This window comes from Enterococcus sp. CSURQ0835 (assembly GCF_902706605.1).
In the GTDB taxonomy this organism is placed as follows: domain Bacteria; phylum Bacillota; class Bacilli; order Lactobacillales; family Enterococcaceae; genus Enterococcus_A.
Genome location: NZ_CACSLH010000003.1, coordinates 124,559 through 142,989, shown reverse-complemented (window position 1 = coordinate 142,989; position 18,431 = coordinate 124,559). Strand labels below are relative to the sequence as shown.

General features: G+C 43.0%; 18 protein-coding genes. 11 read left to right on the top strand and 7 right to left on the bottom strand.

Annotated elements, in window-relative coordinates; translation table 11 throughout:
• Positions 1-408: 408 nt before the first annotated feature.
• From GVJ38_RS02740 to GVJ38_RS02730, 3 genes are read left to right on the top strand one after another with little or no spacing between them, the layout of a single operon-like run.
• Positions 409-1,638, top strand: a complete 1,230-nt coding sequence (locus GVJ38_RS02740; RefSeq protein ID WP_159721638.1) for a M20 metallopeptidase family protein — start codon at positions 409-411, stop codon at positions 1,636-1,638.
• Complete coding sequence (locus GVJ38_RS02735; protein ID WP_235032787.1) at positions 1,631-2,833, top strand: MFS transporter; 1,203 nt, start codon at positions 1,631-1,633, stop codon at positions 2,831-2,833. The genes GVJ38_RS02740 and GVJ38_RS02735 overlap by 8 nt, the downstream gene beginning before the upstream one ends.
• The gene (locus tag GVJ38_RS02730) at positions 2,830-3,846 is read left to right on the top strand and encodes a linear amide C-N hydrolase (RefSeq protein WP_159721636.1); all 1,017 of its coding nucleotides are present in this window, start codon (positions 2,830-2,832) and stop codon (positions 3,844-3,846) included. Before GVJ38_RS02735 ends, GVJ38_RS02730 begins: the two co-directional genes overlap by 4 nt.
• A gap of 65 nt (positions 3,847-3,911) precedes the next feature.
• On the opposite strand, the gene dapD is transcribed toward GVJ38_RS02730, so the two are convergent.
• The 3 genes from dapD to dapA are packed head-to-tail and all read right to left on the bottom strand — an operon-like array spanning position 3,912 to position 6,266.
• Positions 3,912-4,619, bottom strand: a complete 708-nt coding sequence (dapD, locus tag GVJ38_RS02725) for a 2,3,4,5-tetrahydropyridine-2,6-dicarboxylate N-acetyltransferase (protein WP_159721635.1) — start codon at positions 4,617-4,619, stop codon at positions 3,912-3,914.
• A 7-nt stretch (positions 4,620-4,626) separates the two neighbouring features.
• A complete protein-coding gene (dapB, locus tag GVJ38_RS02720; RefSeq protein ID WP_159721634.1) occupies positions 4,627-5,382 on the bottom strand; it encodes a 4-hydroxy-tetrahydrodipicolinate reductase in 756 nt (251 codons plus the stop codon).
• 2 nt (positions 5,383-5,384) lie between these two features.
• Positions 5,385-6,266 (bottom strand): 4-hydroxy-tetrahydrodipicolinate synthase, encoded by an 882-nt coding sequence (gene dapA / locus GVJ38_RS02715; protein ID WP_159721633.1) that lies wholly within the window; start codon positions 6,264-6,266, stop codon positions 5,385-5,387.
• A gap of 176 nt (positions 6,267-6,442) precedes the next feature.
• Between dapA and GVJ38_RS02710 the strand changes: the two genes are divergently transcribed.
• The 4 genes from GVJ38_RS02710 to GVJ38_RS02695 all read left to right on the top strand — a co-directional run bounded on the left by GVJ38_RS02710 (position 6,443) and on the right by GVJ38_RS02695 (position 10,661).
• Entirely contained in the window at positions 6,443-7,615 is a 1,173-nt protein-coding gene (locus GVJ38_RS02710; protein ID WP_200849440.1) for a M20 metallopeptidase family protein, read from the top strand.
• A 21-nt stretch (positions 7,616-7,636) separates the two neighbouring features.
• On the top strand, positions 7,637-8,929 hold the full coding sequence (lysA, locus tag GVJ38_RS02705; RefSeq protein ID WP_159721631.1) for a diaminopimelate decarboxylase: 1,293 nt from the start codon (positions 7,637-7,639) through the stop codon (positions 8,927-8,929).
• A gap of 9 nt (positions 8,930-8,938) precedes the next feature.
• The gene (gene dapF / locus GVJ38_RS02700) at positions 8,939-9,772 is read left to right on the top strand and encodes a diaminopimelate epimerase (RefSeq protein WP_159721630.1); all 834 of its coding nucleotides are present in this window, start codon (positions 8,939-8,941) and stop codon (positions 9,770-9,772) included.
• 217 nt (positions 9,773-9,989) lie between these two features.
• Positions 9,990-10,661, top strand: coding sequence for a CPBP family intramembrane glutamic endopeptidase (locus tag GVJ38_RS02695; protein ID WP_159721629.1), 672 nt, complete (start codon positions 9,990-9,992; stop codon positions 10,659-10,661).
• Between the two features lie 42 nt (positions 10,662-10,703).
• Here the strand turns inward: GVJ38_RS02695 and GVJ38_RS02690 are convergent, their stop codons facing one another.
• From GVJ38_RS02690 to GVJ38_RS02675, 4 genes are all read right to left on the bottom strand, one after another.
• Positions 10,704-11,510, bottom strand: coding sequence for an ABC transporter permease (locus GVJ38_RS02690; protein ID WP_159721628.1), 807 nt, complete (start codon positions 11,508-11,510; stop codon positions 10,704-10,706).
• Between the two features lie 341 nt (positions 11,511-11,851).
• Positions 11,852-13,294 (bottom strand): alanine/glycine:cation symporter family protein, encoded by a 1,443-nt coding sequence (locus GVJ38_RS02685; protein WP_159721627.1) that lies wholly within the window; start codon positions 13,292-13,294, stop codon positions 11,852-11,854.
• A gap of 221 nt (positions 13,295-13,515) precedes the next feature.
• Positions 13,516-14,688 carry a galactokinase gene (locus GVJ38_RS02680; RefSeq protein WP_159721626.1) on the bottom strand — a complete coding sequence of 391 codons (1,173 nt, stop codon included), beginning with the start codon at positions 14,686-14,688 and terminating at the stop codon, positions 13,516-13,518.
• Between the two features lie 19 nt (positions 14,689-14,707).
• On the bottom strand, positions 14,708-15,733 hold the full coding sequence (locus GVJ38_RS02675) for an aldose epimerase family protein (RefSeq protein WP_159721625.1): 1,026 nt from the start codon (positions 15,731-15,733) through the stop codon (positions 14,708-14,710).
• Positions 15,734-15,883: 150 nt separating this feature from the next.
• On the opposite strand from GVJ38_RS02675, the gene GVJ38_RS02670 reads away from it, so the two are divergent.
• The 4 genes from GVJ38_RS02670 (at position 15,884) to GVJ38_RS02655 (ending at position 18,421) form a co-directional block, all read left to right on the top strand.
• Positions 15,884-16,789, top strand: a complete 906-nt coding sequence (locus tag GVJ38_RS02670) for an AraC family transcriptional regulator (protein ID WP_159721624.1) — start codon at positions 15,884-15,886, stop codon at positions 16,787-16,789.
• Between the two features lie 163 nt (positions 16,790-16,952).
• Positions 16,953-17,270 carry a DsrE family protein gene (locus GVJ38_RS02665; protein WP_159721623.1) on the top strand — a complete coding sequence of 106 codons (318 nt, stop codon included), beginning with the start codon at positions 16,953-16,955 and terminating at the stop codon, positions 17,268-17,270.
• Positions 17,271-17,283: 13 nt separating this feature from the next.
• Positions 17,284-17,823 carry a GNAT family N-acetyltransferase gene (locus tag GVJ38_RS02660; RefSeq protein WP_159721622.1) on the top strand — a complete coding sequence of 180 codons (540 nt, stop codon included), beginning with the start codon at positions 17,284-17,286 and terminating at the stop codon, positions 17,821-17,823.
• A gap of 178 nt (positions 17,824-18,001) precedes the next feature.
• A complete protein-coding gene (locus GVJ38_RS02655; protein ID WP_159721621.1) occupies positions 18,002-18,421 on the top strand; it encodes a pyridoxamine 5'-phosphate oxidase family protein in 420 nt (139 codons plus the stop codon).
• Positions 18,422-18,431 lie beyond the last annotated feature (10 nt).

The window sequence follows — 18,431 nt, the reverse complement described above, 5'->3', positions numbered from 1 at the left end:
ATCCATGCGTAGGTCCTTTTTATTGGTCTTGGATAAGTCATCCGAGAACAGTATAAAGGATTTTTTTGTACATGAATAGCTTTATAGCAATGCTTTTAATGATTTGAAGTTCTTTGCAACACTAGTGAATGATTTTTTGCTGAAGTTTAAGTGGCTATTTTATCATTCCATCTCATTTTTAAAGAAAATGATTCGGTCGGTGCAGTTGAGCAACTGATTGTAGGAGAGTTGCTTGTGTTTTTTTCAAGTCGATGAAGTAACGAGTAGCTTCAAGTTCTTCAAACGATAAAAAAGAACGAAAATATTCGATTTATTCGAGAGTGTTTCAAGTGCTTTCTAACAGATTAAACAGGTAGTAAGCAGTCGTTTATGCTATGTTCAAGTTAATCAAACGAAGGAGGAATCGCGATGAAATTAGCACAAAGTTGGAAAAGTTTTCAGACGGAATTAGTAGCGATCCGGCATCATTTGCATCGACATCCTGAAGTGGGAATGGCATTACCTCAAACTAAAGCATTTGTTTGGCAAAAATTAGTCGAGCTGGGCTATGAACCAAAAGTCTGTGGTCAAACTGGAATTACTTGTACCGTTGGCCAGGGAGAAAAAGTTTTCTTATTACGCGCCGATATGGATGCGCTTCCGATGAAAGAATTAACGGAGTTGCCGTATAAATCAAGTAACGAGTTTATGCACGCTTGTGGTCATGACCTGCATACGACGATGCTGTTAGGTGCTGCTAAACTGCTAAAAGAAAATGAAGATCAGCTGACGGGGACAGTCAAATTATTTTTCCAACCCGGCGAAGAGATTTTAAGCGGTGCTTTTGATTGTTTAGCTCACGGGTTATTAACCGATCCAAAAGTCGACGCTGGGGCAATGATGCACGTTTTTCCTTATCAGGATCAAGAGATCGGTCAATTGTTTATTGCTCCTGGAGGCACCTTTATGGCAAGTGCGGATTGGTTTGAGATCCGAGTTGAAGGTGTGGGCAGTCATGGTTCTACACCTGAATTTGCGATTGATCCAATCAATGTGGCGACTAAAATCTATGAAGGGTTGCAGACATTATCCGCGCGTGAAATCAGTTCAAAAGAACGTTTTGTGCTGACGGTGGGGGAATTTCAGGCAGGAAGTCCAGGGTCGTCTAATGTGATTCCGAATGAAGCGGTGCTGAAAGGGACTTTGCGAACGTTGAATGAAGCGGTTCGTAAAAAAATCAAAGCGCGAATGCAAGAAATCGGACAACGGATCGGGCAAGCTTTCCAAGCTAAAGTAGAAGTCGTTTTCACTAATGGCTGCCGGAGCAATCAGATTGATCCAGTGTTAGCACAGTTAGTGACGGAACATTTTAACGCAACTTTTACTGATCAAATGATGGGTCTAGAAGATTTTTCTCATGATGTGCCTTTGATGGGCAGTGAGGATTTTGGCGAGATCAGCCATCAGATCCCGACTGTGACGTTGTTACTATCAGCTGCTAAAACGGATTTGATGCTGCATAATCCACGGATTGAATTAGCTGATGAGGTATTGACACTCGGTGCTAAAGCTTATGTGGAATGTGCCTACAGTTATTTTACAGCTCAAAATGAAGTCACAGCTAAACAGTTCAAAGTCGGTGCTGCTCATGATGGCTAAAAAGAAAAAACGTTCGTTGCTCTTGATTTTTTTAGGTTATAGTTGTGTGTATTTAGACAAGACGATCATTGGGATGTCGATCATCCCAATGGCGCATGACCTGGGAATCGATGCTAGTCAAAAAGGGTTGATCTTGAGTACTTTCTTTTTAGGTTATACGTTGTTCCAAATTCCATTTGGCTATTTAGGAAATAAACTCGGCTCACGTAAAATTTTGATCTTTTCGATTTTACTAATCGGGATCTTGATGCTATTGTTAGGGTTTGGTTTTTCACTCCTCTATGTCTTAGTGATCCGTTTTTGTGCCGGTTCGTTTGCGCATGCCGGCTATCCATCTGCTGTCAGTGGTTTTATCACCAAAGAAATCACAGTAGAAGAACGCGGACCAGTTCAATCGGCGATGATCTCTTCTGGTGGTTTTGCGTCGATTGTAGGCCCGCTTGTGGCAGCTCCTTTTTTAATGCTGTTAGGTTGGAAAATGATGTATCTCACTTATGGCGTAGTGGTCATTTTGATCGGATTGCTGATGATCAAAGGGATTCCAACTCGTTATGGTCAGAAGATGACCAGCACTAGTGGAAGGAAAACCATCCAAATCGTTGATGTCTTGAAAGATAAAAATGTATGGGCGTTGTTGCTTTCCGCCTTTTTCATGAATGCGGCGATCTATGGACTGACTGGTTGGCAAGCGTCCTATTTAGTCGATACTTTCAAATTAACACTGGGTCAGATATCGGGGTTAACTGCAGCAGTCGGTGTGGTGATGATGATCACGGCGTTGGGATCAGGCGTTTTTGTGAAGCGTTTTTTTACGGGACGCGAGAAAATTTTTATTGTGGTCACAGGTGTTTTAGGGGCCTTGTGTGTGTTTACGACTTCAATGACCGATTCTCTAGCTTTAGCGGGTTTGTTTTTAGCTTTATCAGTCGGTTGTGCAAGTTGTGCGTTTTCTACGTTGATGAGTATGCCGGTAAAACTATTCGTTCCAGCAGAAGTTTCGACTAAATATTCGATCATCAATACAGCTGGGGTGGCAGGCGGTTTTGTTGCTCCGATCGTGATCGGAAAACTCGTTGATTCAGGGCAAGGTTCGTATACAAATGCATTTATTTTTATCGCGGTGACGTTAGGTTTGTCTGGTTTGATCGCCGCGGTCGTTACAGCTAAGAAAAAAATCGAGGTGGATTACGTATGAGTTGTACAGGGATTAAAGTAACATCTAAGTCGGGACAAACATTTTGGGGCCGAACACAGGAGTTTGATCTAGAATTTGATTACATTGGGGTAGTTTTTCCTAAAGGTTTTACGTTGGAGCAATCGTTTATTAAAACCAAAACGCGGTACTGTTTTGGTGGCATCGGGATCGCAGATGAAGGCGAAGCGTTACATTTTGTTGCTGATGGAGTAAATGAAAAAGGTTTGAGCGGGGGAACATTTTATTTTGGGAATTACAATCGCTATCTTTCTTTAGCGGAGATCGATGCGCTTGGGAAAAAACCATTGAGCGGAGTGGAATTTGTGACGTGGGCGCTTGCTACGTGTAGCTCCGTTGACGAGGTCCGAAAAAGAGCTGAGGAAGTCGCAATCACCTATGAAGCGGGACCATTTTGGGCTTCGTTTCCGCAACACTGTGTCTTTCAAGATTCTTCCGGTCGCTCGATCGTAGTGGAGCCTTCCATTCCTGGTGATTTTGAAATTTATGATAATCCGGTTGGCGTGTTTACTAATAGTCCAAAGTTTGATTGGCATTTGGCTAATTTGCAAAATTATGTCGGGTTGACAGATACGATCAAGCCCGGGCGGAATTTCGGTGAAGCTGCAGTTGTATCTTCTGGTAAAGGCAATGGACTTTTTGGTTTGCCTGGAGATTTCACAGCCCAGTCGCGTTTTGTTCGAGCGGCGGTCTTGACTGAGTTAGCTCAGCCGGTTGAAAATCATGAAGCGATCAGTTTATTATTTCACTTATTAGACACATCGGATATTCCAAAAGGAGTCGTGAAAACTGAAATCGGGGTGCAATATACGCAATACACGTCGGGCTATGACTTGACAGAAAAACGCATCTATTTGCATACGTATGACAATCGTCAGATCCAAAGTTTTTCGTTGGATGATCTTAGGGGGCGTCAAGAAGTATTAGTGTTTGAGATCGACCAACAACAAAAAATCGCGATCATGAGACCCCGCAAAGAAAAACTCAGTGTTTAAAAAATAAGCTAAAAAAAGAACGATCCAGTTGCCAGGACAACTGGATCGTTCTTTTTTTGAAATGATTAGCCCCGTAAGTCGTCTAGAAATTCCGTCTTGCCGGCGGTTTTTTCATCTTTCATTTTGATCACTTTTGCTGGTGAACCTGCGACGACTGCTCCAGCCGGCACATCTTGAGTCACGATGGCCCCGGCAGCGACGACCGCGCCAGTTCCAATTTTTACACCTTCTAAAACGACGGCATTGGCCCCGACTAACACGTCATCTTCTACGATCACCGGATCAGCACTTGGTGGCTCTAAAACACCAGCTAACACGGCTCCGGCTCCGATATGAGCATTTTTTCCAACCGTAGCGCGAGCACCTAAAACAGCTCCCATATCAATCATCGTACCTTCGCCGATACTGGCGCCGATGTTGATGACCGCTCCCATCATAATGACCGCGTTGTCGCCGATTTCTGCCCGGTCTCTGATCAATGCACCGGGTTCGATGCGTGCGTTCGTTTTCGTTAAATCAAGCATTGGGATCGCAGAATTGCGCCGATCATTTTCTAAATACGTATCTTGGATCTTGGCTGCTTGACTCGTCAATAATTGTTGGATTGGTTTGACGTCACCGATTGCAATCCAAAAGTCAGCCTGACCGAAAAGTTGAAAACCATCTGCGGTCACGTCACTTAGATCCCCTTTGATATAAGCTTTGACCGGCGTCATTTTTTCGGCGTTTTTGATGTATTTGGCAATTTCGTAAGGGTCGGTTAAATTTGTCATCTTACTCCTACTTTCCATCGATTAATTTTTCCATGTCGTATAAGCCAGTTGATTTGGTACTGATATATTTAGCTGCCTTTAACGCACCATTAGCAAAAATGTCGCGGGATAAGGCGGTATGGGTCAATTCGATGATCTCATCTGGTCCGGCATATAAGACAGTGTGTTCCCCGGGGATCGTTCCACCGCGCACCGCATGGATGCCCAGTTCAGACAATGGATTTTCTAAATCATTCCCATGGCGGCCGTAAATGTATTTTTTAGGTTCTTTCACGGCTTCATTGACGGCATCGGCTAACAGCAACGCGGTCCCGCTCGGCGCATCTTTTTTTTGGTTGTGGTGTTTTTCGATGATCTCGACATTGAATTGTTCCTCTAAAGGCGCTGTGATCGTTTTGATCGCTTTGGCTAATAAATTGATCCCCAGCGACATGTTAGCTGAAAAAAAGACGGCAGTATGTTGACTTGCTGTTTTGATTTTTTCTAGTGCAGTCTCATCTAAGCCGGTCGTAGCTACAACGATGGGCAGTTTTTCACGGCTGCAGTAAGTCAATAATTCTGGGACGGCCGTGTAATGAGAGAAATCGATCACGACATCGGCAGACTCTTTTAATTCGGTGATCGATTGGTAGATCGGAAAGTCAGCTTGACTTGGATTGCGATCGATCCCGGCTACGACTGTAAGCTCAGGTTCTTTAGCGATCAACGTTTGCAAAACTTTTCCCATACGACCATTTGCTCCACTTAAGACGATCTTTAGCATCATTAAACCTCCAACCCGTAACTAAGCAATTCATTGTGCAACTCTTCGATTGTTTCGGCAGTCGGCTGGGTCAAAGGCAAACGATAATTGGCTTCAAGCTTCCCTAAGAGCGCAACAGCTTCTTTTACGGGGATCGGATTGACTTCTTTAAATAAGGCATGGATCAATGGCAGTAGATCTAATTGCAATGTCCGTGCTGTTGCCCAGTCACCATTCAACATAGCAGCCGTCAAGTCATGCATGGCCTTGGGCACGACATTTGCGGCAGTTGAGATCACTCCTTTTCCACCTAGTGCCATGACGGGTACGACTTGGTCATCATTGCCAGAATAAATGACAAAATCAGGAACGAGCGCAGCGATCTCTGCAACTTGAGATAAATTCCCGCTGGCTTCTTTGATTCCAACGATATTTTCGATTTGAGCTAGCTCTTTAACTTGCGCAGGAGTGATGTTCATGCCAGTGCGGGAAGCAACGGAATATAAAATGATCGGAAGCTTGACCGCATGAGCGATTGCTTGATAGTGTAAGATTAAACCAGCAGCAGAAGTTTTATTGTAATACGGGGTCACGACTAAGAGGCCATCAACGCCCGCTTGTTCAGCTTGGCTAGCTAGTTCGATCGCATGAGCAGTATTATTTGAACCAGCTCCAGCGATTACTGGAACTTGGCCATTGACTTTTTTAACGACGGCTTCAATGACTTGTCCTTGTTCTTTTGTCGTTAACGTTGCCGCTTCACCAGTGGTACCGCAAGCGACGATCGCATCGGTCCCTTCAGTTAAATGCCAAGCGACTAATTCATTCAATTGGTCAAAATTGACCGAACCATCTTGATTCATCGGTGTTACGATCGCGACGGCTGAACCTTCAAAAATTTGCAAGGAAAACACTCCTTCGATTTTAGTTTCAATTAATGAAAATAATTGTAATTTTTCAAAAACGGGATAAAAATCCTTTTATTATCTAAACATTATATATATAATATTAAAAACTATCAATCTTTTTCTAATGAAAGAAACGATACAGGCCAACGAAAGAACAGATGGGAATGAAAAAAATGATTGAGCCAGCAGTACAAGAATTAGAAAATTTAGTGACGACGATGCGGCGCGATTTGCATCAGATCCCAGAGCTTGGATTACAGGAAGAAAAAACCGCTGCTTACATTCGAAAGAAGCTTGAAGCATTTGGAATCACGGAAACATATGAAGTGATCGGCACCGGTACGATCGCAGTGTTGCGGGGAGTACAGCCAGGTAAAACCCTCGCTTATCGCAGTGATATCGATGCTTTACCAGTGACAGAAGAAACCGGCTACGCATTTGCTTCTAAAACCCCGGGGAAGATGCACGCTTGCGGGCACGACGGCCACATGGCGACTCTGTTAGGATTTGCGGCGTATTTAAGTCGACACCCGGAAAAAATCCAAGGTGTGATCGTGCTGATTTTTCAACCGGCAGAAGAAGGACCGGGGGGAGCAAAACTGATTCTTGAAACCGGGATCTTGCAAAAGTTAGGCGTTGAAGAGATCGTGGGGCTACATGTCTTTCCGGAATTTCCTGCGGGGACGATCGCTTGTCGCAAAGGTGGGATGATGGCCCGCAATGGAGAAGTAACGATCAAGATCAAAGGAAAAAGTGCTCATGGTGCGCAGCCGCAACAAGGTAGTGATGCGATCTTAGCGGCAGGGGCAGTGATCACGGGTTTACACAGCATCATCTCGCGCAACATCAGTCCGTTAGATTCTGCGATTTTGACATTTGGCAAAATCACAGGCGGCGAGATGATGAATATTATCGCCAAAGACGTCCAATTAGAAGGCACGATGCGAGCTTTTCGTGATGAGGTTTACCATGAATTGACCCATCGTGTGGAACTGATTGCCACCCAGATCGCAGCAGGTTACGGCTGCACGGCTGAAGTAATTTTTAATCACATGTACCGCGTCGTGGATAACGATCCAGCAATGGTAGCCGCTTTGGAAAAAGTTGCTGCCGGTCATTACGTGGAAACACCGCCTTATATGTTAGCGGAAGACTTTTCACTCTATCAAACAGTTTTACCAGGACTATTTTTCTTTTTAGGCATTCGCAATGACGCAAAAGGTTATACTGCACCGTTACACAGCGGGCACTTGAAATTTGATGAAGACAGTTTATTATTAGGCGTACAGACGTATGTTGATTTGATTCCTGCATTAAATGCTGCAGCTGATAAACCAGCGCAGTAAATAAAAATGAGGAGGTAGCAAATGGATATTAGAAATGGGCATTTATTTTGGGATGGTTGTGATACAGTCGCTTTAGCAAAACGATTTGGCACACCGCTTTATGTCATGTCCCAAAGTTTGATCGAAGCACGTTTTGCTGAATTACAAACGGACTTTGTGGCAAAATACGAAAAAGTGCGGGTCGCTTATGCCAGCAAAGCATTTTCAACCCTTGCGATGTTAAAGTTAGTTGAAAAACAAGGCTATTCATTAGACGTGGTGTCTGATGGGGAATTGTACACGGCGATCAAAGCAGACTTTCCAGCCGAGCATATTGAGTTTAACGGCAACAACAAATCAGTCGAAGAGCTGGAACTGGCAATCGATTACGGCGTTGAACGGATCATTATTGATAGTCTGCAAGAAGTGGATCTGATCGAAAAGATCGCCGCGGCTAAAAATAAAACGGTGGCGGTCTTATTTCGGATCACACCAGAAGTGAAAGCTGCAACGCATTCTTTTATTTCGACTGGTCAAAAAGATTCTAAATTTGGAATTCCGATCGAGCCGGCTATTTTATTTCCACAAGTTGAAAAAGCCGTGCAAGCACCACACCTCGATTTTTTAGGTTTTCATTTTCATGTCGGTAGTCAATTAGCTGACAATACGGCGCATTTAGCCGCAGTGACTATCGCATTAGATTTGGCTAAGATCGTGCGAGAAAAATTTGATTATACGATCACAGAATTGAATTTTGGTGGCGGCTTTGGTGTGCGCTATACAAAAGACGATGTGCGCCAGCCATTTGCGTATTTCACCGATCCGATGATGGAAAAGGTTTTGGCTTTTTGTCAGCAAGAAAACTTTCCGCAACCGGCTGTCGTGATCGAACCAGGACGCTCAATCGTCGCTGAAGCTGGGATCTCATTACACACAATCGGCGCCATCAAAGAATTGCCTGCTATTCGTAAATATGTCAGCATCGACGGCGGGATGACCGATAATATTCGACCCGGTTTATATGCTGCCCACTACAGCGGAATGTTAGCCAATAAAGCCGATCAACCCACAAGTGAAGTTGTAACGGTTTCAGGTAAAGCTTGTGAAAGCACCGATATTTTAGTCAAAGATATCCAATTGCCAACAGTCGCTACGGGGGATATTTTTGTCACCTTTACGACCGGGGCATACGGGTATTCGATGGCCAGCAACTATAATAAATTACGGATTCCAGCAGTCGTCTTAGTCCATAAAGGGCAAGCTGAGCTGATCGTCAAACGGCAAACGTTGGATCAAGTGATCGAAAATGAAGTCATTCCAGCATCATTGAAGTGAGGGAAAAAGATGAAATTACCATTTGTAAAAATGCAAGGAGCCGGCAATGATTTTATTGTCATCAACAATATCGAACTAGGTTACACAGGAGCTGAACTTTCTGCACTAGCCAAGCAAGCCTGCACGCGAAAAGTTTCCGTGGGAGCCGATACTTTGATTGCCATTGAGCCAGCTAAAGCAGATGGCGATTTTTACACGCGCTATTACAATGCAGACGGCAGTGAAGCCGAGATGTGTGGCAATGGTGCTCGCTGTATCGCGCGTTTTGCGTATGAAACAAAATTAGCTGGGGCGGAGATGGTGATCGAAACGATCGCGGGTAATGTACCAGCTAAGCGACTCGATCAACGAACGTATCAAGTGCAGTTGAACTCACCGACGACATTCAAACCGGAGCTAAAACTGCAAGTTGAAGGTCGCGAGTTAACCGCTGACTACGTGGAGTTAGGCGATCCGGGCATTCCGCATTTAGTTGTGCCTTATCCTGATCTAGCCATGACGGATCTAGAGACGATTTTTGAACTAGCGCGTAAGTTACGCCACTATTCCGAGTTTCCCAAAGGCGCCAACGTCAATTTTTACGATTTGTTAGCCGATGGTTCAGTGGTCGAGCGAACGTATGAACGCGGCGTGGAAGATTTTACTTTGGCGTGCGGCACGGGTACGGGCTCGGTTTCTTACGCATTAGTGAAAAAAGGCTTAGTCAAACCGGACCCAGTCGTCGTGGAAGTTTTAGGTGGCGAGTTGCAAGTCAAAGTAGACGGAGAAAAATTATTGTTGATCGGGGACACGAATCTTGTCGTAGAAGGTTTTATCACCGATGAAAATTTGGAATTACATTAATTAAACAGAAAAAATAACCAGCTTGTGAGTACAACGATTTGGAGCAGTCTAGTTTAGCAAAATGGGAGTCGGTCAGGATCGCTGGCTTACTCCTATTTATTTTTTTAATGGTAAGCAAAAACAAAGTTCCTGCCTGAATGCTAATTTTTGTATATTGAAGGTAGCAAAAAATTCTTGAGTTCACGCTTGAGGCATTCAGATTTAGGAGGAATGGAATATGAAAACTAAAGTAGCGACGAGCAACTACTTACAACTGTTAATAAATAGTTTATTAGTGATCGGATTGTTTATTTATTATGAAGTCGTCAATGTAATGATCGTCACTCCAGCTAGTTGGATCGGCAATCATGGGACAGCACAAGACAACTTGATCAAAAATGGACTGGCGATCGGATTGATCGGCTTATTTTTAGTCGTGAGTTTTTTGTTAGCTAAGCAGCTGGGAGCTTTTGAAAAACAACCAACAACCAGTGTGTGGCGGGGCGTTTTGGTTGGGGTCGCCTTAGTCGCAGCAGTTAAACTAATATTTTCAACGGTCCATATGGGAACACCAGCCAATCAAATGAAAGTTTTGGAGCAGATGACACCTTTATCGTTTTCGGCGAATATTTTGTTTTTAGGCGTCTTAGCACCATTACTAGAAGAACTGATTTTTCGTTTTGGACTGATGGGTCGAGTGTTTCAAGCCCAGCAACTTTTAGGCTGGGTCGTCAGCTCGCTGTTTTTTGGCTGGGTCCATCAATCAACTTTAGGACTGGGGATGGTGTTTTACAGTGCGCTTGGCTTTGCCTTTGGTGCGCCATATTTTTTTACTAAACGGTTGGAAAGCTCAATCATAACGCATATGCTAGCTAACTTAGCTTCTATAGTTTTGATCTATTCACTCTAAAAGACTCCGTAGCAGCTGCTACGGAGTCTTCTTGTGTAACTATTATAAAATATCTGCAAAATGCGGTTTTAAGCGAGCGAACAGTTTACTGCCTAACAATAGTAAGCTTAGAGTAAAGAGCCAAAAGTAGGCGGTCAGTGTACCGTGTTGCCAAAACCAGCCGTCACTTAAAAGCGCCGAACGGTACCCTTGCACAATATAATACAGTGGGTTTAATTTCAAAATGAATAAGATCGTTGGATGGGCTGCGAAGCGATCAATAGTCCATAAAACCGGTGTTCCCCACATCAACGCTTGTAAGGTGACGGCGATAAATTGGTTGATGTCCGGTAAAAACGGTTGGATCGAAGAAGTGATCCAAGTCAAGCCAGTTAAAAACACAGCTAAACAAAACCAATAGTAGAACAATTGCAATATCTGCCACGTAGGATAAAAACCGTTCAGGGAAGTGATGATGATCGAGATGCAAATAAAAAACACATGAATGTAAAGGTTGGAAATTAATTTGACAGTCGGTAAGATGCGAATGTTGAAGACTACTTTTTTGACCAAGTAGCTATACTCATTATAGACGTTCGTAGCCGAGCCTAACACATCTGAAAAATAAAACCACGCGACGATCCCGCTCAATAAAGTCACGATATAAGGCCGGCCATCAGTGGAACGAGAATCAAAAGCTAGACCGAAAACGAACCAATAAGTCAAGACGGTGATGACGGGATTTATAAAACCCCAAAAGACACCGAACATTGATCCAGCGTAGCGGGCTTTGAAATCATTTTTAGCAAATTGAAAAAGTAATTGGCGGTCGGTGTAAATGGACGTAAAAAAATTCAGTAGGGCGTTCATAGCGTAATCGCTCACTTTCAACTGTAACAGCATTTTTTGAAATCACTTTTGGTTAAGATTAAATGCAACGCTTAGTCACTCAGCGAAGAATTTAATAGCCTTAGCATAGTGGGTTTGAATTTTTTCGTCAAATAGTCTAATAATTTTATTAATAACTGATTCAACTGTCGAGAAGATTAGCTGAGAAGTGGTTTTTCTGCGGTTATTATTAAGAAAAAAACAGTTTCTGATTTTAGTGAAGAAGTAATCCTGCTTTTAAACTGAAATGTTTGATGCTAAAGAGCATTCAAAATAAAAAACGTGTGCTGCATCGGAAGAAAACGACACACCACACGGACTCATTATTCATCTAAAGTCATTTCAGATAAAAGCGGTTCATCAATCGTGACTTGACTAGCTGCCTCAGCTTTAGCAAAGTAAGCTTTGGTTTCTTTGACCACTACTGGACTCAGTAAGATCAAGGCGATGATATTTGGAAAAGCCATCAAACCGTTGAAAACATCCGCGATCATCCAAACCGCCGAAAGAGTCAGATAAGGGCCAATCAAAACAGCTAAGACGTAGATGATCTTAAAAGGAAACGAAAATTTATTGCTATTAGTTAAATAGCTCAAGCAGCGTTCAGCGTAATAATTCCAGCCTAAGATCGTTGTAAAAGCAAAGAAGACTAAGCAGATCATGAGCAGTAATGAAGCCACCGATTGAGAGATCGGAAGGGCAGAAGAAAAGGCATCGATCGTGACTGCTGCGCCTTCTTTACCGGACTTCCAAGCACCGGTTAAGACGATCGCCATTCCGGTCATATTACAAACTAATAAAGTATCAATAAATGTTCCCGTCATAGAGACTAAGCCTTGGCGAACGGGTTCATTCGTTTTGGCTGCGGCCGCTGCGATCGGAGCACTTCCGAGCCCAGATTCATTTGAAAAAATCCCGCGAGCGATTCCTTTTTGCAACGCGATGATCATGGCACCCATCGCACCACCGGCAACAGCATCTAAACCAAAGGCGCTTTTGACGATCAAAGTGATCACGCTTGGTAATTTCGTCACATTCAATACGATCATCAAAACACATAAGCCAACGTATAAGACGATCATCGCAGGGACAATGATCTCAGAGACGCGAGCGATCCGTTGCACGCCACCTAACAAGACGATCGCGACTCCGATGGTTACCACTAAGCCTGAAATAACTAAAGCTAACGTGTAGTCTTGACCGAATAAGTGGATCGTGTGCTGCCGCTGGGGATCAAAAAATGATTCCGCTGCTGACGTGATGCCGCTGATCTGAGTGATCGTTCCAATTCCTAACAAGCCAGCTAACATACCAAACAGAGCAAAAAGTTTTCCCAGCCATTTCCATTTTTGACCTAAACCATTTTCAATGTAGTAAAAAGGTCCGCCTAATGCACCACCATTTTCATCGAATGTTCGATATTTGACAGCTAGTAACCCTTCTGCGTATTTGGTAGCCATCCCTAATAGGCCGGCTAGTTCTAACCAAAATAGTGCGCCCGGTCCGCCGGCAACGATGGCAGTGGCGACCCCGACGATATTTCCAGTCCCGATCGTCGCCGATAACGCGGTACACAATGCCTGGAAACTTGTCACATCACCAGCACCATCTTCTTCATTTTGCAGCATGAACTTCAAAGCTAACGGTAATTTGCGAATTTGAATCAAACGGCAGCCAACTGTCAGCGTGATCCCGATACCTAAAATCAACAGGATCATCGGTGCACCCCAAATGAGAGCACTTAACTTACTTAAAAAGTTTTCCATCTTCTCACTCCTTGGAAGTTTGGTCCTGCCTCAGAAAAAATGGGTCTCAAGGCAAGTGGTTTTGTTTTTTTAAAATGATACCACAAAACTTGTGAGAAGTTTAGCATAAATTTCAAATTTTCTGAAAATTAGAATCAACTTTTTTTTGCAAGAATAAAAAACTTCTACTCTAAAAAGATAGAATAGAAGCTTAGCTTTAAAGATTAAAATAAAACAAGAGATTATTTGTCTAACTTGCGTGAGCCATCTCCGATATGAGCAACATAAAAATCAGGCGCGTAACCTACGACTTTGATATACTCATCGTAAACGTTATTTTTGAAAGTGGGGATTGCATCTTCTTTGACTAAGGCGATCGCACAGCCCCCAAAGCCGGCACCGGTCATTCGTGCGCCAAGACAGCCGGCTTGTTCTTGTGCAGTTTCAGCCAATGTATCTAATTCGATCCCCGTCACTTCGTAGTCATCTTTTAAAGAAGCGTGAGAGGCGTTCAATAATTTACCGAAAGCTTCTAAATTGCCTGCGACTAATTCTTTTTTCGCGATCAATGTCCGTTCATTTTCGGTAACCGCGTGTTTCGCGCGTTTGATCAAGGTAGGATCCCCGATCAAATGTTCATGGTCTTCAAATGTTTTTTCATCTAATTCACCAAGGGATTGGATGTCAAGTTCAGTTTGTAATAATTCCAACGCTTTTTCACATTCGCTGCGGCGTTCATTGTACTTAGAGTCAGCTAGTTCGCGGCGTTTGTTCGTATTCATAATGACGACTGCGTAATCGCCTAAGACTACTGGCACCATTTCATAGTCTAATGTATTCGTATCTAATAAGATCGCATGGTCTTTTTCGCCAAAACCGATCGCGAATTGGTCCATGATCCCAGAATTGACCCCGATGAATTCATTTTCAACTTTTTTACCAGTTTGAACTAATTCCAAACGAGTCACATCTAAGTTGAAGAGATCTTCTAAGACGACCCCAACGAGTAGTTCTAAAGAAGCGGAAGAGGACAAACCTGCGCCATTTGGGATCGTTCCTTCGACGAGTAATTCAAACCCGCTGTCGATTTTGTGGCCGGCTTCTTTTAATTTCAAGACCATTCCTTTGACATAGTTTGCCCAGTTCGCATTTTTATCATAATCTAATTCGTCTAAGGTGAAACTGACGACGCCGATTTCTTCAAAATTTGTCGAGTAGACTAAAATTTTATCGTCATCTCGTTTGCTAGCCAGACCATATGTCCCGTAAGTGATGGAAGCAGGGAAAACATGGCCGCCGTTGTAGTCGGTATGTTCCCCGATCAAATTGATTCGGCCAGGAGAGAAGTAGTGGCTCACGGTGCGAGGGCCGAAGACATCTGCATATTTAGTATTTAATTCGCGTAATTCTGTCATTGTAACATCTTCCTTTCGTTTATAAGCTCGTTAATTTAAATTCCGTCGTTGTGGTAAAGGGTTGATTGGCGGCTAATAACATGGAGCCGAATTCAGAATATTGTTCAGCACCGGGAGCGACTTGCGCTTCAAAGGTGATCCCGCCATGATCCGCTAATTTTGCGCCGCGCATCTCAGGGGTGTCTTCACCAAAATTTGCAGTAAAGATCACTAGACTGGGTGCGTCTGTTTTCACGCTGACTTGGACTTCATTGTCTGGACTAGTTAGTTCAGCTGCTGTTTCCGTCAACCCAGTTTTTTTCAAAAAGAAGGGGTGATCGATCCCGTTGAATTGATTTTTTTGCGGGTAGTCCGCTGCAAAAACGTCTGCTAATTTTTTAGGTTTCCGAAAATCAAAGGCTGTTCGTGAGACGGGAACTTTTTTGCCAGTCGGGATGCTGTTAGATGCTAGTTCTGCAAATACATCGCTTTCAATAAACAGTGTGTGATTGTCGATTGGTTGGCTGACATCACCGGTCAAGTTAAAATAGACGTGATTAGTGGGATTGAACAATGTCGCTTGATCACTGATGCCGGTTGTTTTGACTTCCCAAGTATCGTCTTCGGTCAACGTGTAAATGACATCGACTGCTAAATTACCAGGAAAACCATTTTCTTGATCAGGACTAGTTAAGTGGAAAATAACAGAAGCGCGATCAGCTTCTGCTCGCGTTTGATAGTCCCATTTCTTTAATTCAAATCCAGGATTACCACCATGTAATGTGTGACCAGTTGTCGGATCGGTTTGGGCTTGGTACGTCTTGCCGCTGATCGCAAATTGACCATGTTCGATCCGGCCAGCGACTCGACCAATCGAAGCGCCGATGTAAGGATCTTTGTGGATGTATTCGTCCGCGGAATCAAAGCCTAAAATCAATTCGCGTTCGTTAAAAAGTAAACTGACGATCCGTGCGCCAAGATCGGTCACGGAAAGGGAGGTCCCGTGATTATTTGTTAACGTGATTAAGTGGTACGTTTGACCAAAATCTTTTTCGGTGATCTGCATAACTATATTCCTCGCTTTTCTTTGTTAAGCGTTTTCGATAGCCTAACTTTACCAAGTAATCGTTTTCGCAGTTAGTGTTATTCGTGACCGATCTTTAACTTTTTGTTGCATTTTACTAAATATTTACTATGATGGAAGTGAGGTGAAAGAATGGAACAAGCGATTTTTTTTAAAAAAGAAGAACATCATTTAGCCAGTCAATTGTATTTTGATTTTTGCGGCTTTTCTAAAACACTGCCGTTCCATTCGTTTGGACCCGCAGTTCGTGATGAATTTATTTTACATATTGTGATCGATGGGAAAGGAACTTATTACGTTAAAGACCAACAGTTCCAATTGAAAAAAGGAGATCTATTTTTGATCCGTCCGGGGGATACGACTTTTTATCGCGCCGATTCAGAAGAGCCTTGGACTTATGGCTGGTTGTCTTTTGGAGGACAAGTCGCACAAGAGATCATCCGCCACTCACTGTTTAAAGAAGAATTTTACACGATGGTTTCAGCCGAGATCGAAGCGTATTTAGCTGTGATCTTAGAGTGTCTGAATCACGGCAATGATTCGTTTGAAGCGGAACTTTTATTAAATGAATTGACCTATCGTTTTTTGCGAATTCTCTTACAAGATGGCGGCAAGATCGATCCTGGTCAAAAGCGCCATTTTTCGCGGTTAGCTAATCAAGCGATTGAATACATCCAAACACATTATGCTGAAGATCTGACGGTGCAAGGAATCGCAGAGGCGCTGTCGGTCAATCGAAGTCACTTATCCCGTGAATTCAGTCGTCATTTGAATCTTTCCATCAAAGAATATTTGCAAGGAACCCGGATCAATCGAGCAGCTTTTTTACTTTCAAAAACAGATGAGTCAGTCGAAAATATCGCGTACCAATCCGGCTTTCATAGTTTAGTCGTATTTAGTCGAATGTTTAAAAAAAGTACAGGTGAGACGGCCACAGAATATCGCAAGCGGATGAAGTATGATGCATTTGCGGATCTTTCGCTAGAAAAATTAGCACCACTCTTAGAACAACAAGCGATCGTATCAAGAGCGACTTGACCTCGAGATAAGTTTGAACAGCTCAATAACGAGTAAAATTTTAGTAAAAAGCGTTTGTTCCAAGTGTTGCTTCTGACTTTTCAAACGCGCATATTTCCGCTATGCTTAAAAGGTGAACAACAGCTCGTTAGTTTTTGTAATTTTAATGAAGGGAAGTTTTTGAATGAACGTTGTCTTTCATGTCGATGAGTTAGCAAAATTAAGTGAAGCTCGCCATAATATCAAAAATCTCATCACCCTCGAGCCGACTGCGAAGATCGTGTTGCTGGTCAATGGCGAAGCGATCCAAGGTTATTTACTGCCAGCTCAAATAAAATTTATTCGTGATTTTCCGAATGTGACCTATCATGCCTGTCATAATGCGATGAAGGCCCATCACATTGAAGTCCAAGATCTAATAGCGGAAATCGAAGTCGTGCCGGCCGGAGTAGTGGATCTGATCCAATTACAACAAGCTGGATTTGCTTATGTGAAACCTTAAAGGGGACGTGAGGATGGTCTATGAAAAAGATGAATTGATTTTTGCAACGGAGCATTTGAACATCGTACCGATCACGTTGCAAGATCAAATCGAATTGTTGAAGATCTTACAAGATCCTAATTTGATGCAACTTGGCTGGGGGAAAACTTTTTCTTTAACCGAGACGCGCCAGTGGCTGGAAAAAATCCAACAGCAGTATCATCAATTTGGTTATAGCTATTTTTTTATCATTGAAAAAACAACTGAGGAGATTGTCGGATTAGTCGGTGGGTTGAAAACGGAGATCCAAGGTCGACCAGAAGTGGAACTTGCTTATATCATCAAACCCTTTGCACAAGGCCATGGTTATGCGCATGAAGCAGCCAGTGGCATGTTAGAATTTTTACACTTGAAAGGGGTGCCCAGTGTCATTGCGCAATTTGTTCCAGATAATAAAGCTTCGAAAAAAGTTGCGGAAGCACTAGGGTTGACTTATGCTGGGCGCTATTCGCGAAATTTAAATGGTCAGTTGCGCGAGCATTTGATCTATCGCAAAGAGTTACTGCCGTTCTGATCGTTGTGATCAGAACTTTTTTAGTTTAAGCGTGAACGGATCCACTGCAATGGGTTACATTTTTCTTAACGGCGATCAGTTTGCTTTTGTTTTTCTCACATTTCTGTAATACTATTCATATATTTGATTATTATTTCGAAAATAATAATTTAAGTTCGTGGAATGGGAGGGGAAAAAGATGACTGAAAAACGAATTTATCAGCAAGCCCATGAATTGATCGAAGGCTGTCAATCATTTGCATTAAGTACGATCGATCGCAATGGTTTCCCGTATACGATCATCGTCGGCCCACCGATCCAGCGCAAAGGGATCAGTTCGTTTCACTTTTATATCAACGGTGATGGGCGAAGTGCCAGTAATATTACGCGAAATGAGCTAGGCTGTGTGTGCTGTCACTATGAAGCCGAACATCAAAGTGTCGCTGTACGTGGCAAGTTTAAATTAATTGAGATTCACGATGTCGAAGCAGTCAACCAACGCTTAGTTGATTATCAAAAAGAATTGGATTATGCGTTTCCAGTGATCGCGGAGTTTACTGCACTTTCACTTAAAGTTCATCGGGATCTCAAAACTAAACAGTTAAATCTGTCGGACTAAAAAACCGCTC